The sequence below is a fragment of the Chromohalobacter sp. HP20-39 genome (assembly GCF_033052815.1).
Taxonomy (GTDB): domain Bacteria; phylum Pseudomonadota; class Gammaproteobacteria; order Pseudomonadales; family Halomonadaceae; genus Chromohalobacter.
Genome location: NZ_JAWHTP010000003.1, coordinates 593,961 through 611,607, shown reverse-complemented (window position 1 = coordinate 611,607; position 17,647 = coordinate 593,961). Strand labels below are relative to the sequence as shown.

General features: G+C 60.3%; 16 protein-coding genes. 11 read left to right on the top strand and 5 right to left on the bottom strand.

Annotation, left to right across the window (positions count from 1 at the left end):
• The 5 genes from tolA to RVY79_RS09550 all read left to right on the top strand — a co-directional run.
• The coding region (tolA, locus tag RVY79_RS09570) for a cell envelope integrity protein TolA (protein WP_317463895.1) at nucleotides 1-576 on the top strand (576 nt) is incomplete at its 5' end.
• Nucleotides 576-1,862: a Tol-Pal system beta propeller repeat protein TolB gene (gene tolB / locus RVY79_RS09565; protein ID WP_317463894.1), complete on the top strand. Its 1,287-nt coding sequence runs from the start codon at nucleotides 576-578 to the stop codon at nucleotides 1,860-1,862. The genes tolA and tolB, both read left to right, overlap by 1 nt.
• Nucleotides 1,863-1,904: 42 nt before the next feature.
• Nucleotides 1,905-2,441, top strand: coding sequence for a peptidoglycan-associated lipoprotein Pal (gene pal, locus RVY79_RS09560; protein WP_317463893.1), 537 nt, complete (start codon nucleotides 1,905-1,907; stop codon nucleotides 2,439-2,441).
• Nucleotides 2,442-2,459: 18 nt separating this feature from the next.
• Nucleotides 2,460-3,230, top strand: a complete 771-nt coding sequence (ybgF, locus tag RVY79_RS09555) for a tol-pal system protein YbgF (protein ID WP_317463892.1) — start codon at nucleotides 2,460-2,462, stop codon at nucleotides 3,228-3,230.
• A gap of 23 nt (nucleotides 3,231-3,253) precedes the next feature.
• The gene (locus RVY79_RS09550) at nucleotides 3,254-4,033 is read left to right on the top strand and encodes a YciK family oxidoreductase (protein ID WP_317463891.1); all 780 of its coding nucleotides are present in this window, start codon (nucleotides 3,254-3,256) and stop codon (nucleotides 4,031-4,033) included.
• Nucleotides 4,034-4,042: 9 nt separating this feature from the next.
• On the opposite strand, the gene RVY79_RS09545 is transcribed toward RVY79_RS09550, so the two are convergent.
• Nucleotides 4,043-4,732 carry an HAD-IA family hydrolase gene (locus RVY79_RS09545; protein WP_317463890.1) on the bottom strand — a complete coding sequence of 230 codons (690 nt, stop codon included), beginning with the start codon at nucleotides 4,730-4,732 and terminating at the stop codon, nucleotides 4,043-4,045.
• A complete protein-coding gene (gene ubiG, locus RVY79_RS09540) occupies nucleotides 4,729-5,466 on the bottom strand; it encodes a bifunctional 2-polyprenyl-6-hydroxyphenol methylase/3-demethylubiquinol 3-O-methyltransferase UbiG (RefSeq protein WP_317463889.1) in 738 nt (245 codons plus the stop codon). Before ubiG ends, RVY79_RS09545 begins: the two co-directional genes overlap by 4 nt.
• Before the next feature lie 281 nt (nucleotides 5,467-5,747).
• Between ubiG and galU the strand changes: the two genes are divergently transcribed.
• Nucleotides 5,748-6,635 (top strand): UTP--glucose-1-phosphate uridylyltransferase GalU, encoded by an 888-nt coding sequence (gene galU / locus RVY79_RS09535; protein ID WP_317463888.1) that lies wholly within the window; start codon nucleotides 5,748-5,750, stop codon nucleotides 6,633-6,635.
• Nucleotides 6,636-6,639: 4 nt separating this feature from the next.
• Nucleotides 6,640-7,932 (top strand): nucleotide sugar dehydrogenase, encoded by a 1,293-nt coding sequence (locus RVY79_RS09530; RefSeq protein WP_317463887.1) that lies wholly within the window; start codon nucleotides 6,640-6,642, stop codon nucleotides 7,930-7,932.
• A gap of 70 nt (nucleotides 7,933-8,002) precedes the next feature.
• On the opposite strand, the gene RVY79_RS09525 is transcribed toward RVY79_RS09530, so the two are convergent.
• Nucleotides 8,003-8,584 carry a superoxide dismutase gene (locus tag RVY79_RS09525; RefSeq protein WP_317463886.1) on the bottom strand — a complete coding sequence of 194 codons (582 nt, stop codon included), beginning with the start codon at nucleotides 8,582-8,584 and terminating at the stop codon, nucleotides 8,003-8,005.
• A 159-nt stretch (nucleotides 8,585-8,743) separates the two neighbouring features.
• Between RVY79_RS09525 and RVY79_RS09520 the strand changes: the two genes are divergently transcribed.
• From RVY79_RS09520 to RVY79_RS09510, 3 genes are all read left to right on the top strand, one after another.
• Nucleotides 8,744-9,526, top strand: coding sequence for a hypothetical protein (locus tag RVY79_RS09520; RefSeq protein WP_317463885.1), 783 nt, complete (start codon nucleotides 8,744-8,746; stop codon nucleotides 9,524-9,526).
• 135 nt (nucleotides 9,527-9,661) lie between these two features.
• On the top strand, nucleotides 9,662-11,488 hold the full coding sequence (locus RVY79_RS09515) for an autotransporter assembly complex family protein (protein ID WP_317463884.1): 1,827 nt from the start codon (nucleotides 9,662-9,664) through the stop codon (nucleotides 11,486-11,488).
• A complete protein-coding gene (locus RVY79_RS09510; protein WP_317463883.1) occupies nucleotides 11,452-15,483 on the top strand; it encodes a translocation/assembly module TamB domain-containing protein in 4,032 nt (1,343 codons plus the stop codon). The genes RVY79_RS09515 and RVY79_RS09510 overlap by 37 nt, the downstream gene beginning before the upstream one ends.
• On the opposite strand, the gene RVY79_RS09505 is transcribed toward RVY79_RS09510, so the two are convergent.
• A complete protein-coding gene (locus tag RVY79_RS09505) occupies nucleotides 15,452-15,934 on the bottom strand; it encodes a YchJ family protein (protein WP_317463882.1) in 483 nt (160 codons plus the stop codon). The genes RVY79_RS09510 and RVY79_RS09505 overlap by 32 nt on opposite strands.
• Before the next feature lie 14 nt (nucleotides 15,935-15,948).
• On the opposite strand from RVY79_RS09505, the gene msrA reads away from it, so the two are divergent.
• Complete coding sequence (msrA, locus tag RVY79_RS09500) at nucleotides 15,949-16,584, top strand: peptide-methionine (S)-S-oxide reductase MsrA (protein ID WP_317463881.1); 636 nt, start codon at nucleotides 15,949-15,951, stop codon at nucleotides 16,582-16,584.
• A gap of 26 nt (nucleotides 16,585-16,610) precedes the next feature.
• Here msrA and RVY79_RS09495 read toward each other — a convergent pair whose 3' ends face one another.
• Entirely contained in the window at nucleotides 16,611-17,639 is a 1,029-nt protein-coding gene (locus RVY79_RS09495) for a hydrolase (protein ID WP_317463880.1), read from the bottom strand.
• Nucleotides 17,640-17,647 lie beyond the last annotated feature (8 nt).

Below are 17,647 nucleotides of genomic sequence, written 5' to 3'. Positions count from 1 at the left end.
CAGGCGGAAGCCGAGGCTGAGCGGAAACGCCAGGCGGAAGCCGAGGCTGAGCGGAAACGCCAGGCGGAAGCCGAGGCTGAGCGGAAACGCCAGGCGGAAGCCGAGGCCGAGCGGAAACGCCAGGCGGAAGCCGAGGCCGAACGGAAACGCCAGGCGGAAGCCGAGGCCGAACGGAAGCGTCAGGCGGAACTCGCTGAACGGGCAGCACGCGCGAACAATTCATCACTGGAAAACATGATCAGTGATGAGAAACAAGCCATTGCCAATGCCGAGCAAGCGAGAGAAGCCGCCAATGGCTTCAAGAATCTAGTGCGTCGCTACGTCGAACAGAGCTGGAATTTACCCTCCAGTATATCGTCGGACCTGCGTGCCATCGTGCAAATTCAATTACTGCCCACAGGCGAGCTGGTAAGCGCCACGATCATACAAAGCAGTGGCAATGCCACTTTTGACCGTTCTGCTCTCAATGCCGTCGAAAAAGCATCGCCCTTCCGTGAAATGAGCAGGCTCGAGGCTTCGGTAAGAGACCAGTTCCGTGAATTCAATCTGGACTTCAACCCAGAGGACATCCGCTGATGAAACGACTCAATCTTTGGGCAGCTGCATTGCTGCTGATGTTATGCACCAGCATGGCGCATGCCGAGCTGACCATCGAAATCACCCAGGGAAGCGACCAGGCCATCCCCATTGCCATCGTGCCGATGGAAGGAGGAGATGCGTTGCCGGAAAAGGTTTCGCGCATTATCGCCAATGATCTGGAACGAAGCGGTCGTTTCGATCCATTGTCGCGTGAATCCCTGATTTCAAACCCCAGCAGTAGCGATGATGTCTACTATCAAGACTGGCAGCAGTTGGGTAGTGATTACCTGGTGGTGGGCAAGGTCGAGAAACAGAATGGCCAATATCGCATCCAGTACGAGCTTCTGAACGTCAATGGCGAAGACCGCATGCTCGGCGAAGTCGTGACGTCCTCATCTGAGGAATTACGTGACAGTGCTCACTACATAAGCAATCAGATCTTCGAGAAAATCACCGGCATCCGTGGTGCCTTCTCGACGAGTATCGCTTATGTCAGGGCCAACGGCGTCGCTGACAACATCAAGTACACCTTGAACATCGCCGACGCCGATGGCCACAACAATCAAGTGATCCTCTCCTCGGACGAGCCTATCTTGTCGCCTGCCTGGTCACCCGACGGTCAGAAGTTGGCCTATGTGTCATTTGAAACTGGACGCTCCGCCATCTACGTGCAGAACATCGCCACCGGGCAGCGTGTGCGCCTGACGTCCTTCGAAGGCATCAATGGCGCGCCGGCTTGGTCACCGGACGGGCGCAAGCTGGCGATGTCGCTATCCAAGGATGGTCAGCCGGAAATCTATGTCATGGATGTCGCCTCGCGGGATATCAAGCGTCTGACACATAGCGAGGCGATCGACACCGAGCCCGAGTGGGCCCCGAGTGGGCGTAGCCTGATCTTCACTTCTGACCGGAGTGGTAACCCGCAGATCTACCGTTATAATTTAAGTAACGATCAGCCCCAGAGGATCACCTTCACCGGCAGCTACAATTCACGTGGCCGCTTCAGCCCGGACGGCGATACGATTTTCATGGTGACACGTGATGAGCAGGGCTTTCATATTGCGCGTCAGAACCTGGAAACCGATCGCATGACGATTCTTACCGATTCCAACTGGGATGAATCCCCCAGTGTCGCGCCGAATGGCACCATGGTAATCTTCGCCACGCAAGAAGGGACCCGTGGTGTGCTGGGACTGGTGTCTGCGGATGGTAGTGCATCCTTCCGTTTGCCATCGCCGGACGGTGATGTACGTTCACCCGCATGGTCACCTTTTCTGGACTAGCACCGCGTTAGCGTCATTTGACTTCCAAACAAGGAGAGAACAATGCAATTCAAACCATACGCCCAAGGGCTCGCCGTCGCCGTTTCACTCGCCGTTCTCGCGGGTTGCTCCAGCACTGGGGGAACTCAAGATGGCAGCATGGACGGCACCTCCGGAATGGGGGCAGGTACGGGGAGTGGCACAGCCTCTAGCCAAGGGATGGAAAGCGGGCAGGGCGTCTCGGGTAGCGAAATGGGCGATCGTAATGCGATTCCCGAACAGCGCACCATCTATTTTGCTTTCGACCGCGATACCATCCGTCCCGAGTTTGAACCGATACTCGAAGCGCATGCTCAATATCTCAAGAGCCATCCCAATACCCAAGTCGTTCTGGAAGGGCATGCCGACGAACGCGGTACCCGCGAATACAACCTCGGGTTGGGTGAGCGTCGTGCGCAAGCCGTGGAACAATATCTCAGTGTGGAAGGTGTCTCATCATCACAGGTCGAAATCGTCAGCTACGGTGAAGAGCGCCCTGCGGTACGTGGTCACAATGAAGAGTCATACGCCCAGAATCGTCGTGTCGTCTTTGACTACTAAACGTCGCCGGAGTCAGATATGAAACACAGTCTGAAAAGACTGTGCGGCACGGGAGCCCTGGTGCTCCCGTTGTCCGTATGGGCTCAGCCCTCGGTCGATGACTTGACCGATCAGTCCAGCAGCCTCTATAGCCAAACCGCCGTGCAACAAGAATCGGGCGGCGGCAATCTGGCCTTGTTCAATAAATTGCAGGATAACCAGCGCGAAATTAAACAATTGCGCGGTCAGCTCGAGGAATTGCGCTATCAACTCGAGCAAGAGAAGAAACTCTCGCAAGAGCGCTATCTGAATCTCGAGAAGCGCCTTGATGCCATGGCTTCGCGGCAACGTGAGGCGAGTGTCGATAGCGATGCCGCCAAATCGGTCACTGGCGGCGCTACTGACAATAGTAGCTCTGAAAATCAGGCAAGCGATCAAGGGCGGAATGCCTATCAAGCCGCCTTCCGAAAAGTGCAGGCACGCGATTTCGATGCCGCCATAAAAGCCTTTAAAGACTTCGTCAATGCGTACCCGAACTCCGATCTACGCCCCAACGCGCACTATTGGTTAGGTGAGCTGTATTCGGCACAGTCGCAATTGGATGCAGCCGCCCAGGCTTTCCAGACGGTCATTGATGACTATCCCGACAGCAATAAGGTCGCGGATGCTCTCTACAAGCTGGGATTGCTCAAGGCGCGCCAAGGTCATCCCGATGCAAGCAAGGAACTCCTGAACCGCGTCCGTAGCGACTATCCTGATAGCAATGCGGCTGATATGGCCCAAGATTTTCTCAACCAATCGGGCAATTGATGCGCCAAGATGGGGGATGACGCATGGAATGTCATATCGATTATCATCCGCCCGCGAACCTGCTCGAGGGGCGTGTCATCCTCGTCACCGGTGCGGGGGCGGGCATCGGGCGCGCTGCCGCGCGGTCTTTTGCTGAACACGGTGCTACGCTTGTCCTGGTCGGGCGTACGCTGGCCAAGCTCGAAGCGGTCTACGATGAAATCGAAACCGCCGGTGGCCCCCAACCCGCGATTTTCCCGCTCAACTTCGAGGGTTCGACGCTCAAGGAATATCGTGATCTGGCCGAGACGCTGGAGCGCGAATTCGGTCGCCTCGACGGCCTCCTTCATAACGCCGGTCTACTTGGCGAGTTGACGCCCTTCGCGCATTACGATCCGGAGCTTTGGGCGCGGGTGATGCACGTCAATGTCACCGGCCCCATATGGATGACACAGGCCTTGCTGCCATTGCTCGAAGCCTCACCGGACGCCTCGGTGGTGCTGACTTCCTCGAGCGTCGGGCGCAAGGGACGCGCGCACTGGGGAGCATATTCGGTTTCGAAATTCGCGACGGAAGGCTTCATGCAGATGCTGGCCGCTGAACTCGAGCCTTCCACCTCGATACGCGTGAACACCCTCAACCCCGGGGCGACGCGCACCGCCATGCGACAACGGGCATATCCTGACGAAGATCCGGCGACGCTACGCACGCCGCTGGACATCATGCCGACTTACTTGTGGTTGATGGGCCCTGCCAGTCGTGGACGTACGGGCCAGGCATTCGATGCCCAGCCACCCAAGGGCGCTGTGTCGGCATCCGTGTAAGCAGTGTCGTCAACCTGGTCGGCAAGCGGCTTCGTCTTCGCCGGGCCAAAGCGCCTGCGTCAGGCTTTCGGGCGTCTCGAACCAACGATCCACCGGCCAGGTGTCGGGCGTTGCCTCATCGCTGATGTAGCCATAACGTACCGCGACGGCGTGCATGCCCGCCGCCTGCGCCGCCTGCATGTCACGCAGATGGTCACCGATGTACCAGCAATCGCCTGGCGCGACGCCGAGGCGTCGCGCCGCCTCGAGTAGCGGCGCGGGATCGGGTTTGTTGAGAGGCAGGTCATCTGCAGCCAGCAATACGCCATGTGTCAGACCGAGTGCTTCTACCAAGGGCGCGGCATAAGCGCGCGGTTTGTTGGTCACGATCCCCCAGGGACGCTGTGTTCGGTCCCAGGCTTCGAGCAGGGGCGTCAGCCCGGGGAATACACGACTATGCACCGCGATGTTACGGCCGTAGGTCTCGAGCAGGTAACGCCGGGCCTCGCCATGATCGGCATGCGAGGGGGCCAACCCGAGCGCCAGCTCCACCAGAGCGCTGCCGCCGTTCGAGACCTGTGCGCGAATGGCTTCATAAGGCAATGGCGCGAGTCCGTGATGGGTTCGCAAGGCATTGGTGGCATGCGCCAGATCAGGCGCCGTGTCGACGAGCGTACCATCGAGGTCGAAAATCAGCGCCGCCGGTCGGGCATGGCTCATGGCGCTTCTCCCGCCCCCATCCATTCCGGTGTGCAGTGCATCATGTAATTCACGGACACATCGTTGGCGACCAGGCGATAGCGTTTGGTCACGGGGTTGTAGGTCAGGCCGGTCTGACGGCGCACGCGCAATCCGGCGTCACGGCACCAGGCCGATAACTCCGCCGGGCGAATGAACTTGTTGTAGGTGTGCGTGCCGCGGGGCAATAGCTGCAGGACGTACTCGGCACCGAGGATCGCGAACATGTACGCCTTGGGGTTGCGATTGATGGTCGAGAAGAACAAGTGGCCACCGGGTTTGACCAGTGCCGCACACGCCCGCACGATCGCCGCTGGATCGGGCACGTGCTCGAGCATTTCCAGGCAGGTGACGACGTCGAACTCACCAGGGTGCTGGACCGCCATTTCCTCGGCGCTGATCTGGCGGTAGTCGACTGATACCTCGCTTTCCTGCTGGTGCAGGCGCGCGACGGCAAGCGGCGCCTCTCCCATGTCGATGCCTGTGACCTGAGCCCCGCGATGCGCCATCGCCTCGCTGAGAATGCCGCCACCGCACCCCACATCGATGGCGGTCTTGCCGGCCAGATTGGCCTGCTCATCGATGAAGTTCAGGCGCAGCGGGTTAATCTCATGCAGCGGCTTGAACTCGCTTTCAGGGTCCCACCAGCGGCTGGCAAGCGCCTCGAACTTGGCGATCTCGGCATGATCCACGTTGTTACCGAACGTCTCGCTCATGGGCTGTCCTCTTGGAGAGATGATCGCACCGATGCCTTGGTACGCATCTCGAAATCTGGATGTCTTTATGTGTCGTCATGTACCGGCACATCGATCATACGCATTCTACAATGTTACGCGCAGATGTTGAGAGGCGAGTTTTGCTGGCCTCGATAGGCAAGACAGCGCGAACCTCTTTGCCTGAAGACCGTCAAAGGAATGCCGAATCGGTGACGCCGTCGTGCTTTTCACTATGGCATACTGCCGACACTCGACCCTAGAACGCTAAGGAAGGACTCCTCATGATCAAGAAGGCCGTACTCCCCGTCGCTGGACTTGGCACCCGTTGCCTCCCAGCCTCCAAGGCCATTCCCAAGGAAATGATCACTATCGTCGACAAACCGGTCATTCAGTACGTCGTCGAAGAGGCCGTGGCCGCCGGCATCAAGGAAATCGTGCTGGTGACGCATTCCAGCAAAAGCGCCATCGAGAACCATTTCGACAAGAACTTCGAGCTCGAGTCGATGCTCGAGGCCAAGGGCAAGGATGAATTGCTCGCACAAGTGCGCAACATCGTTCCCGAAGACGTGAGCATCATTGCCGTGCGCCAGCCGGTCGCTCTGGGGCTGGGGCACGCCGTACTATGCGCGCAGTCGGTGATCGGCGACGACCCGTTTGCCGTGCTGCTGCCCGATGTCCTGGTAGACGCCGGCGATCTATCGCAGAACGATCTGGCCGGCATGGTCGCCGCCTACGAAAGGAGCAGCCAGGCACAGATCATGGTCGAGAATGTGCCACAAGAAATGACTCACAAGTATGGAATCGTGGCCCTCGAGGGCGAGGCACCGGCCCCCGGCGATAGCGCGCCGCTGACCGGCATGGTCGAAAAACCCAAGGCGGGGGAGGCGCCTTCCAGCCTGGCGGTGATCGGGCGTTATTTGCTGCCGGCGGCGATCTTTCCGCTGCTCGCCGAAACCAAGCCTGGCGCAGGGAATGAGATCCAGCTGACCGATGCCCTCGAGACCTTGCGCCAGCAGCAGGGCGCCGAGGCCTATCGCATGCGCGGCAACACCTACGATTGCGGGCACCAGTTGGGCTACCTGGAAGCCACGCTGGCCCTTGCCAAGCGCCATCCCCAGTATGGAGAAGGATTCCGTTCCCTGTTGAGCCGTTACGCAAACGAGGGCTGAGACCATGCGCGTGAACGTGTATGGAAGCGAGCTATCGGCGGCCGTGGCGGCGGCAGCGCTCTCCTCGGTGGGGCACCAGGTCGACTGGTGCCCGCATCCCGAGATGCCCTGGCAACGTCTGGAACATGCCGAATGGCTGCTTCGCGAACCGGGACTCAAGTCCCAGATCGATGCAGGATGTCGCTCGGGTCTGCTGCGCCTGACCGAGACGCCCACGCGGGAAGATGTCGACATTCATTGGCTGGCGTTAGCCCCGGATCAACGCGATGCTGCCGAAGCCTATGTGGCCGATATTCCGGCAGCGCAAAGCACCCCGCTGGTAGTCGTCAATAATTCCACATTTCCGGTCGGCCACACCGAACGCCTAGAGGCGCTGCTAGGCCACGCCGGCCAATCAGCCGTCGCCTTGCCGGACATGCTGGAAGAAGGCCGTGCCTGGGAGACCTTCACCCGTCCGGCACGCTGGTTGCTCGGTAGCGAAGATAGTCAGGCCACCGCCCAGGTACGCGAGCTGCTACGCGCGTTCAACCGCCGTCAGGACGTTTTTCAGCTCATGCCGCGTCGCGCTGCGGAGCTCGCCAAACTGGCGATCATCGGCATGTTGGCGACACGCATCAGCTACATGAACGAGTTGGCCGGCCTGGCCGACTCGCTGGATGTCGATGTCGAACACGTCCGCCTGGGAATGGGCGCCGATAGCCGTATCGGTTTCGAGTACCTGTATCCCGGCTGTGGCTTCGGTGGCCCCAGCTTCTCACGTGATCTCATGCGGCTGGCCGATGTCCAGCATGCCTCCGGTCGCGAGTCACTATTGCTCGAGCATGTCCTCGACATCAACGAACAGAAAAAAGAGACGTTGTTCCGTAAATTCTGGCATCACTTCCATGGCCAGCTTTTCGAGCGCCGGGTGGCAATCTGGGGTGCGGCATTCAAGCCCGGCACCACGCGCATCGACCAAGCGCCGGTGCTGACCTTGCTCGATGCATTGCTGGCGCAAGGTGTGCATGTCAGCATTCACGACCCCGAGGCGTTGCCGGCACTGCGTGAGCTCTACGAGCAGCATCCTCGTGTCCGTTTTTGCGACGATGATTTCTATGCCGCTTGCGAGGGGGCGGATGCTCTGATGCTGGTCACTGAGTGGAAATGCTACTGGAACCCCAATTGGCGTCGGCTGAGCGAGCTCATGGCCACGCCGTTAATCCTGGATGGCCGCAATATCTTCGATCCCGATTATGTCGCGTCACGTGGCTTGATCTATCGTGGTATCGGTCGGCGGGCGGATCCGGCCAACGTCTGAACGACACACGCCCCATCAACGTGGGGCGTGCATGATACGTGTCGATAGCACCGCTTATCTCGACGGGCGATCAATCATCGAAGTTCTGGGCAATGAAGTCCCAGTTGATGACGTTCCACACGGCATCCAGGTATTTTAGACGAGCATTGCGATAATCGATGTAGTAGGCATGCTCCCAGACATCGATGGTCATCAGCGGCGTCTGGCCGTGCGCGATGGGACAGTCGGCATCGTCAGTGTTGCGGATGTCCACGCCGCCGTCCGCGGTCTTGATCAGCCAGGTCCAACCAGAGCCGAAGTTGCCTGCCGCCTTGGCATTGAACGTTTCCTTGAACTGCTCGAAAGAACCGAACGTCGCCGTGATAGCATCGCCCAGCGCGCCCTTGGGCTCGCCGCCACCCTGAGGGGAGAGGCAGTGCCAATAGAAGGTGTGGTTCCATACTTGGGCCGCCTGATTGAACATGACACCGGAAGCCGACTGAATGATTTCCTCCAGTGACTTGCTTTCGTCAGCGCTGCCTTGGATGAGTTCGTTGAGCTTGTCGACGTAGGCTTGATGGTGCTTGCCGTAATGATACTCCAGGGTTTCGGCGGAGATATGCGGTTCGAGCGCATTTTTCTCATACGGCAAGGCGGGCAGTTCGAATGCCATGGTGTTCTCCTTTTATCGTGGTAAACCTTACAATGCCAAGCATCTGCGTCCTCAACGGCGCCCGGTATCCTAGCACCGGCCCCGATAAGCGCCAATTTCACCACGCTCGTGTGATGCGCCTGGGTATTGACAAACAATGTAGCGAGACGAGAGCCGAGCATGTCTGAACGATCCGAAGGAACACGTCAGGAACCGCGTATCGTGCCTGAGCGCGATACCGACCCGATCGCCGAGGGACACCTCGACGATCGGCCACGTCGTCGCAGCAGCGGCACACGGCGTCGACGCTCCCGCGTCTGGCCGCTGTGGTGCTTGACGCTGCTTCTCTTCGTTGCCCTGGCTGGGGTCATCAATGTTTACTGGCAGGATCGCCAAGCTTGGCAGGTCCGGCTTTCCAATCTCGAGGCACGTCAAAGCACCTTCATGGACCGTCTCGAGGCCACCGGCAGTTCCCTGGACGCCTCCGGTGACAGCTTGCGTTCCGAACTGGACCGGTTGAGATCTGAACTGGGCGCTTCCCGCGCCGTGATCGGCAACCTGGAAAACAAGGTTGCCAAGCTGGAGGCGGGCACGGGGTCGAGCGACGCCCTGGCCTCGTTGCGTGAGACGCAAGACATGCAGCAAACGCTTATCGGTGCCCTGCAAGCCTCACTCAAGGCTCTGGAAAGTACCAGTGAGGATGCGCGTGCCACCTTGTCATCACGCTTGGAATCGCTTTCCGCGCGCCAGCAAGAATTCGACGCGCGGCTTTCCACACAGGGTGAAACACTTGACGCCCTGCAAAAGAACTTCGACGATCTGAGCGCACGTCTAGCGTCGCTATCCGGCGATCATGACAAGGTGGCCAGTGAGGTCGCTGCCGTTAAGCGTAACCTGAGGGAACTTCGTCAAGGGCAGGTGGCTCTCAATGCCAGTGTTGAAGCGCTTTCCACTTCTCAGTAATACCCACGCTAACTAACCACGCGATCTCTCGACAAGGATTGAGTCATTGAAAAGCAGCCGAGATCAACGCCCGAGGTTTATTGCCCCGTCGCGGGTGGACGTTGTCGATCCGCATCGCCAGGGAGGCTGACGTCGATGCGCCATTCCATGACACGGCGCATCCTGTGGGGCGCGACATTGAGTCTCGTCGCGTCTGGTGCCCATGCGCTGGATGCCTCTGTAGAAGGGCTCGAAGGGCCTGCCGCCGAGAATGTCATCACCTTCCTACGCTCGGTCGACACTCAGAACATCAGCGAGGAACGCTTGGATAGCGAGGTCCGTGATCGCACTCAGCGTGCACTGCGTGCCTTCGGCTATTACTCGCCGCAGATTGACACGGCATATCCCGACGGAACGTTCGATGCCGATGCCGTGATCACCATCGACCCCGGTCCACGGACGCACATCACACAGCTCGACGTGGGGATCGATGGCGATGCTTCTGATGATCGCGTCTTCCAGCAGGCGCTCGATCAAGTGCCGCTCGAAGAGGGCGACGCTCTGCGTCATGACCGTTACGAAAGCACCAAGAGCCGTTTTTCCACGTTGGCGCTCGAGCGTGGTTACTTCGATGCCGGCTTTACCCAGCAGCGAATGGAAGTACGCCCCTGGGAAGCTAGTGCCCGTATTTTCCTGAGGATGGACAGCGGGCCGCGTTATCATTTCGGCGATATCCATTTCTCAGGAAGCCAGATCGAAGAAGCTCGTCTACGCCAAATGTTGCCATTTGCAGAAGGTGATCCCTACCTGGCCGGACAACTCGCTGAGTACAACCAGCGTCTGGGCGAAACCGACTGGTTTCGCGGCATCGCCGTGCGACCGAATATCGACAGTGAAGGGCGCGGTGCGAAAAGTGGCCAGTGGTGGCAAGAAGCCACCGGGCGTCCCTCTTCCTTGATCAGTGGGCCGGGCGTTGCCGCCGTACGCCAACTCCATGACCAACAGCGCACCGACGTGCCGGTCGACGTCGACCTGATTCCCGCCGACCGTCACCAGTTCGAGACGGGGATCGGCTATGCCACCGACGTGGGGCCCCGCGTTCAATTCAGTTGGGAAATGCCCTGGCTCAATGATCGTGGCCACAGCTTGTCGAACGCCTTGTACCTTTCGGGCCCCGAGCAACGTTTCAACGGTGAGTATCTGATCCCGCTGGAAGACCCGCTGCGCGATAGCTACCGCCTTGGCTATGGTCTGCGCAAACTCGACAACGAGGACACGCAGAGTCTGGAGAGTTCGATCGAGCTGGCACGGCGTTGGGAATTCGACAACGACTGGGTGCAAGAACTTTATTTTCGCACCACCTACGAGGACTTCACCCAGGCGGATCAGGACGAACAAGTCTTGCTGCTTTATCCGGGCATCAGTTGGGCCCGTACCCGCACGCGGCAGCCCAATTTTCCTATGTGGGGCGATCGTCAACGGCTGGCGTTGGAGATCTCCGATCCCGCATGGGGATCGGACGCACGTTTTGTGCGCACTACGTTCGATTCGCAATGGATTCGCTCGCTGGGGCAGGACAACCGCTTCGTCGGCCGTGTGAGTGGTGGCGCCATCGCCACCGACACTTTCGACATGGTTCCGCCGTCGCTGCGCTTCTTCGCCGGGGGCGATCAAAGCGTGCGCGGTTATGACTACGAGAGCCTGTCGCCGGAAAACGAAGACGGCGAACTGCTGGGCGGTCAGCATATGCTGGCCGCCAGCATCGAGTACCAACGTCGGGTCACCGGCAACTGGTGGGGTGCAACCTTCATCGACACCGGCAACGCCTTCGACGAATGGTGGCCCAAGGAACTCAAGACCGGGGCCGGCATCGGCGTACGCTGGATCTCGCCCGTGGGGCCCGTACGCTTCGATATCGCCCATCCGTTCGACAATCAGGAGGACGCGTGGCGTCTGCACTTCTCCATCGGGCCGGAATTCTGATCCGAGCGCTGATTTACGTACCACTGTGGCTCTTGGGACTGGTGTTCTTGTTGCTCGGGGTGGCGCTGTCGCCTTGGGGGACCGCGTGGTTGGCCGATCAAGGCCAGGCACGCGGCTGGTACGAGGTCGACGAGGTAAAAGGAGCACCGCTGGACACGTTGACGTTGCGTGGCCTGCATGTCGATGTCGGCACTCTCACCATCGATGTCGAGCGCCTGCATCTGAGCTGGGCCGACGACTGTTTGCTCGACGGCAAGCTTTGTCTCCAGGGTCTGCAGGTCAAGGGAGCGCATATTGCCTTGGCCCCCAGCGAGGTCAGTGAACCTCGAGCCGACGCATCATCTGACGATGGGATGCCCGCGTTCTGGTTGCCGTTTCCCATCGAGATACGTGCCCTCGCACTCGAGGACGTACGCGTCGACCTGGCTGATGGCACGCAACTGCAATGGGATAATTTCACCACTGGCGCGCGCGTTGCCGGCAACGACCTCACATTACTCCCGACACGCTTGGAGGGGGCGCAGTTATCCTTGCCCATGAGCGAAGGACAGCGTCTGACCCAAGGGATGACATCGCCGACCATCTCCGGTGACACGATCGATGCGGCCTCACAGGCGGTGGAGAGCAGCTCTGACGCCTCTGCGCAGGGACTTGCCAACGCTGGCATCCCTGCGGCCGGTGAAGCGTCTGCACCCAATACAGAGACCACCGATGCCAAGCACCGTCTAGCATTGCCCGAGATCGACCTGCCACTCGATATTCGTGCACCCAGCGTGGTGGTAAAGGATTTCGAGCTTCAAGGTGCGACGCCGTATCACATCCAGCACGCTTCGTTATCACTGTCTGCTCACGACAGCCAGGTCGCTATCCATCGGTTGCACGTGCGTAGCGATGACGGTGAGGCGGAACTTGCCTTGAAGGCTACTCTGAGCGGCGACTACCCCCTCCATGGCAGCCTGGACACGCATATCGCGCGTCCCCCGTTGGGCGGTCAGCAGGTATCGTTGACGCTGGAGGGCTCCTTGGCCAACCTGGCGCTCGAACTCGATGCCAGTGGCCCCGTCACGGCAAGCCTGGATGCGAAGCTCGACGCCCTGGCGCCCGAGCTTCCATTCTCCCTCACGCTCAACGCCCGCGATATCGCTTGGCCCTTATCCGGCATGGACGGGCTTTCTTCATTGGCAAGTTTCGAGCCAGGGGCACTGGCAGCGTCGCAACGTTTGGCGCGTGACTCCGCCATGTATCGACTCGACGCCTTGAGTCTCGATGCTGAGGGCTCACTGGATAACTATCATGTTGCCCTCGACCTCAAGGCTAGGGGCCAAGGATTGCCTGTCAGCCACCTGACACTCGAGGGACGTGGCGACAGGACGCAATTCGCCTGGGCACCACTGACGCTGAGCGCCAAGGGGGGCACGCTCACGGGACGTGGGCACGTGGATTGGTCGTCGGCGCTGGCGGTGGAGAGCGACCTTCAACTCGACAAGCTGCCTATCGGTGCGTTCACCGAGGCCGTCGACGGGACGCTCAACGGCAAGGCGCGCATCGGCTTCGATATGCAGCCCCAAGGCTGGCGGCTGCGTATCCCCCAATTGGCTATCGACGGCACCCTACAAGGTAAAGCCCTGCGCTTGAATGCCAAGCTCCATGGCAACAGCCAGATGCAATGGACGATCGACCAGCTTAACCTGCGCCAGGGCGATAACCGCATCACCGCCGAAGGCCATATCGGGGAACGCCTGGCTCTGCACAGCCGTATCGAGGCACCGAAACTCGCTACGTTATGGCCTGGTCTAGGTGGCGCCTTGCAGGGCGAACTCGATGCCCAGGGCTCTCTCGCGTCGCCGCGTATCGACCTCAACCTGAGCGGCGAGTCGTTACGCTACCAGACACAGCAACTCCAGTCCCTGTCATTCACGGCTCATAGCGAAGGACTTGATGATCCACGCGTGAAGGCCAAGGTGAATATCGAGGGGCTTGAGGCCGGTGGACAGCGTGTCGACACCTTGTCCGCCACGCTCGAGGGGCGCTTGTCGCAGCACATGCTGGATGTCCAAGCCGAGCTGGGAGCGGGGATGCCGCTGTCTCGCGCGGCATTCACCCTCGAAGGAGGATACGACAGGACTGCGCAACGCTACCAAGGCGTGTTGGCCCCGCTCGAGCTTGCCACCGAGTACGGTGACTTTGCGCTCGATGATAGCTTGAACATCGCCGCTGATCTGGCCGCCAGTCAAGTAACGCTATCGCCGTTTTGCTTGGTCCGCGAGCAAGGTGGTCGTGTTTGCCTCACCGAACGTGCTCGCCTTTCCGCCGCGAATGGTGAGATAGCCTTGGCATTGCGTGATATTCCCATGGCGATGTTCGCCGACCGGTTGCCCACGGGATGGCGCCTGGGGGGAGAAACGCAAGGCGAGGCTATCCTGAGATGGCGTAATGCCGGTCAGTCCTGGAACGCCAAAGGGCAACTCAATAGCCAGTTGACGGTTACTGGAGAGGATGCCAGCGGTCACCCATGGCACCTTCCCGATAGCCGGCTGTCGCTGAGTTTCGACGCTACGCCGACGCGTGCCGATATGCAGCTGGCACTCGATCAAGGCGACGCGGGTCAGCTGAAACTCACGCTGGGGGTCGACGACCCGCTTGGCGAAGGCGCGCTGGAAGGGCGCTTACAAGTCGATGATATTGCCTTCACGCCGTATCGTCCGCTCGTTGAGGGACTTACCGAACTCAATGGCGTTCTCAATGGCGATGTTACGTTGGACGGCACCGTGCGCCACCCTGACTTGACAGGCCAGTTGGTCGCCGATGAGGTATCCATGCGCGGCACGGTGACCCCCGTAGCGATAAAAGATGCGCGTTTGGCGCTCGATCTCGCTGGCCAAGGAGGGCAGATCGAAGGGTTCGTGGCCGGTGAAGACGGACGGCTGAATCTGAACGGCGAGGTCGACTGGCAGGATCCCGCAGCGTGGCGCGCGCATCTTGAGGTCGAGGGCCAGAAAGACCCACTCCTGGTGAACCTGCCGCAGTTCGGAAGCCTGCGCATTGCGCCGGACCTCAGCATCGATGCCAGTCCGGAACGCCTGCGCGTGCGTGGCAATGTCGATGTTCCATGGGCACGCCTGGAGGTGGGCAAGATTCCGCCTTCCGCAGTCGCACCGAGCAGCGACGAGGTCATCATCACACGCCAAGAGGATGCCGCCCAGCAAGAAGCCGAGGCATCGGGCGAGCAGGGCGAAGCGACAGCCCAGGCACTGTCCGAAGCCGGTATGGCCCTCGACGTCAGGATCACGCTGAATCTGGGGCCGGACATTACCCTGGAGGCGTATGGCCTCACAACACAACTGGAAGGTGAGCTCGAAGTCCGGCAAGAAAGCGGACCGGTACAACTGTTCGGCAATGTCAGACTCATCGATGGTTCCTATACCGCGTTCGGGCAGGACTTGGTGATTCGTCAGGGGCAAATCCTGTTCAGTGGGCCGGCATCGCAGCCGCGCCTGCAATTCGAGGCGATTCGCAATCCCGACACCATCGAGGACAACGTGACGGCGGGGCTGCGCGTCACGGGCCCCGCTAAGAATCCTCAGTTGAGCATCTTCTCGGAACCCGCGATGTCGGAAAGCCGGGCCCTTTCCTATCTGCTCAGGGGGAGGGCGCCAGGCGATGGCGGCGGCGATGGAGCGTTGACCTCGGCATTGATCGGCCTCTCGCTGTCGCAGAGCGGCCGCGCCGTGGGTCAGCTCGGCCAGGCATTCGGAGTCGACGATTTAAGCCTCGACACCGCAGGCTCGGGCGAGGATAGTCAGGTCGTGGTCAGTGGCTATGTCTTCGAGGACTTGAAAGTTAGCTACGGTGTTGGCATTTTCTCCCCCATCGCCGAGTTGACACTGCGCTATCGTCTGATCCAGAACCTGTACCTGGAGGTCGTATCCGGCGCAGCTCAGGCACTCGACTTGATATATACCTTCAGCCTCGGGCGCAGCAGCGCTTCGCCTTGAGGCCACTGCCGCAAGGACACGCGGCATTGCGGCCGATATCGAGGCGATGCCACTGGGTGTCGCCGTCGACATAGAACCACTGGCCGGCATGAGTGACGAACCGAAAGCGGCTAGTTTCGGTAAGACGCTGAAAAAAGCCGTCGGCGTCTATGAAATCGGCACTGAACGTCACCGTGCCTTTCTCGCCTTGTTGGGTGCTGTCATGGACGATCAGCTTCAGCCAGCGTGCTCTGTTCGTGGCCAGTGAGTCACGAGTGGGGCATGTGGTGGGATCCCAGGTAGCGATCAACGCGTCGTGCGCACCGCGTGCGAAGGCGCTATAGCGTGCCCGCATCAGTGCCTCGGGCGTCTTGGCGCGGCGCGGGTCCTCGTGGACTGGCGCGCAGCATTTTTCGAAACGCTCAGGTTGCCCGCAGGGGCAGGTCTCGAGCGCTTTTTTACTCATCGTCATGCGAGATTTTTCCTATGTTGTCACAAGAATCGCTTGAGCTCCCCACACCGGCAACGGCACTCGAGGGGCGCAATACGCCCATACGTATCAGCGGCTCGCATTATGTCAATGGTCGCTCGATGTTGCCGCCGTTCCCGGAAGGGCATGAGGAAATCGTGCTGGGATTGGGATGTTTCTGGGGCGCCGAGCGTTTGTTCTGGGAAATGCCTGGGGTCTACGTGACGGCGGTGGGCTATGCCGGTGGCTATACGCCCCATCCGACCTATGAGGAAACCTGCACCGGGCGTACCGGACACGCTGAGGTTGTCCACGTCGTGTTCGACCCCATCGAAATCGGACTGCCTGAATTGCTGCGCGCATTCTGGGAGGCCCACGACCCGACTCAAGGCATGCGCCAAGGCAACGATATCGGCAGCCAATACAGAAGCGTCATCTACACCACGAACGAGCTACAGCGTCCGTTGGTCGACAAGAGCCTCCAGGAATACGATCAAGCCCTGCGCCAGCAAGACCTGGGGCATGTCACCACAGAAGTCGCGCCGCTCGAAGCCTTTTATTACGCGGAAGAGTATCACCAGCAGTACCTGGCCAAGAACCCGGCAGGGTACTGCGGCCTCAAGGGTACCGGAGTGGCCTGCCCGGTGACGTGAAGCGCCAAGCTAAAAGTCGACGAGCATCAGCCGTTGGGCCCCGCCGCCAGCGAGCGATGCGGCGCTAGATGCGCGGCCCAGCTTTCCAACTGCCAGGCGACACGCCGTGCCAACCAAGAGCTCAGTCGCCCGTGGCGTGACTCGACGAAGCCGACATGCCCGCCTTGACGGGCGATTTCCAGGCGCACGGAATCGGCCGGGGCCGGCAGCCTCGAGAACAGGTCGGCGGGCATGAAAGGGTCGTCCGCGGCATGCAGGATCAGGGTCGGTAGTTCGATGTCACCCAGCAGGCGGCCTGCAGACGCGCGACGATAATAGTCACTGGCCGATTGAAAGCCATGCAAGGGCGCCGTCACCGCGTTGTCGTATGCCCAGAACGTTTCCAGGCCCGCGAGTTGACGCACATTGAGCGCAATCGGCAATGGGCCAGCCGCCAGCTTGGTGGAGACTTTGCGCTTGAGGGCGTTGAGCAGATGGCGCTGATAAACGCGCGCAAAACCACGGTTGAGCGCATCGGCGCTGGCGGCCAGATCGAGCGGCGCGCTGATGGCGATGGCGCCGGCCAGATCGAGGCCGTCGCCGCCTTGCTCGGCTACCAGCTTGAGAAGCATGTTGCCTCCCAGCGACACGCCTGCCGCCACCTTGATGGCACGCGGATACCGCACCGCCAACTGCCCGATGACCCAGTAGGCATCTGCCGTGTCACCCGAGTGATAGGCTCGGGCAAGCCGGTTGGGGGCCTGCCCACAGCCGCGAAAGTGCATCAGCACCGCCCGCCATCCCAGTGCACTCGCCGCGCGCATCAACTCGCGTGCGTAGGGAGAGTCGAACGAACCTTCCAGACCGTGAAACAACACGAACACCGGGGCATCCGCTCGTGCGGGAGCCGGTTGGGCCCAGGCCAGCTCGACGAAGTCGCCATCGGGCAGATTAATGATTTCCGTTTCACGCGCCAGCGCGGGCAAACGGCGAACACGAGGTAACAGGGTCTGCACATGGCGATTACCCAGTCCTCGTGGTGCGCAGAAGTCGGCGGAAAACAGCGTGCGTGACATCGACGTGG

Excerpts from the sequence above, each read along its gene's own strand:
- RVY79_RS09515 (WP_317463884.1), top strand. The coding sequence starts at position 9,662 with ATGCGCCATTCCATGACACGGCGCATCCTGTGGGGCGCGACATTGAGT.
- pal (WP_317463893.1), top strand. The coding sequence starts at position 1,905 with ATGCAATTCAAACCATACGCCCAAGGGCTCGCCGTCGCCGTTTCACTC.
- RVY79_RS09530 (WP_317463887.1), top strand. The coding sequence starts at position 6,640 with ATGCGCGTGAACGTGTATGGAAGCGAGCTATCGGCGGCCGTGGCGGCG.
- msrA (WP_317463881.1), top strand. The coding sequence starts at position 15,949 with ATGTTGTCACAAGAATCGCTTGAGCTCCCCACACCGGCAACGGCACTC.
- galU (WP_317463888.1), top strand. The coding sequence starts at position 5,748 with ATGATCAAGAAGGCCGTACTCCCCGTCGCTGGACTTGGCACCCGTTGC.
- tolB (WP_317463894.1), top strand. The coding sequence starts at position 576 with ATGAAACGACTCAATCTTTGGGCAGCTGCATTGCTGCTGATGTTATGC.
- ybgF (WP_317463892.1), top strand. The coding sequence starts at position 2,460 with ATGAAACACAGTCTGAAAAGACTGTGCGGCACGGGAGCCCTGGTGCTC.
- RVY79_RS09495 (WP_317463880.1), bottom strand. The coding sequence starts at position 17,639 with ATGTCACGCACGCTGTTTTCCGCCGACTTCTGCGCACCACGAGGACTG.
- RVY79_RS09545 (WP_317463890.1), bottom strand. The coding sequence starts at position 4,732 with ATGAGCCATGCCCGACCGGCGGCGCTGATTTTCGACCTCGATGGTACG.
- RVY79_RS09525 (WP_317463886.1), bottom strand. The coding sequence starts at position 8,584 with ATGGCATTCGAACTGCCCGCCTTGCCGTATGAGAAAAATGCGCTCGAA.
- ubiG (WP_317463889.1), bottom strand. The coding sequence starts at position 5,466 with ATGAGCGAGACGTTCGGTAACAACGTGGATCATGCCGAGATCGCCAAG.
- RVY79_RS09550 (WP_317463891.1), top strand. The coding sequence starts at position 3,254 with ATGGAATGTCATATCGATTATCATCCGCCCGCGAACCTGCTCGAGGGG.
- RVY79_RS09520 (WP_317463885.1), top strand. The coding sequence starts at position 8,744 with ATGTCTGAACGATCCGAAGGAACACGTCAGGAACCGCGTATCGTGCCT.
- RVY79_RS09505 (WP_317463882.1), bottom strand. The coding sequence starts at position 15,934 with ATGACGATGAGTAAAAAAGCGCTCGAGACCTGCCCCTGCGGGCAACCT.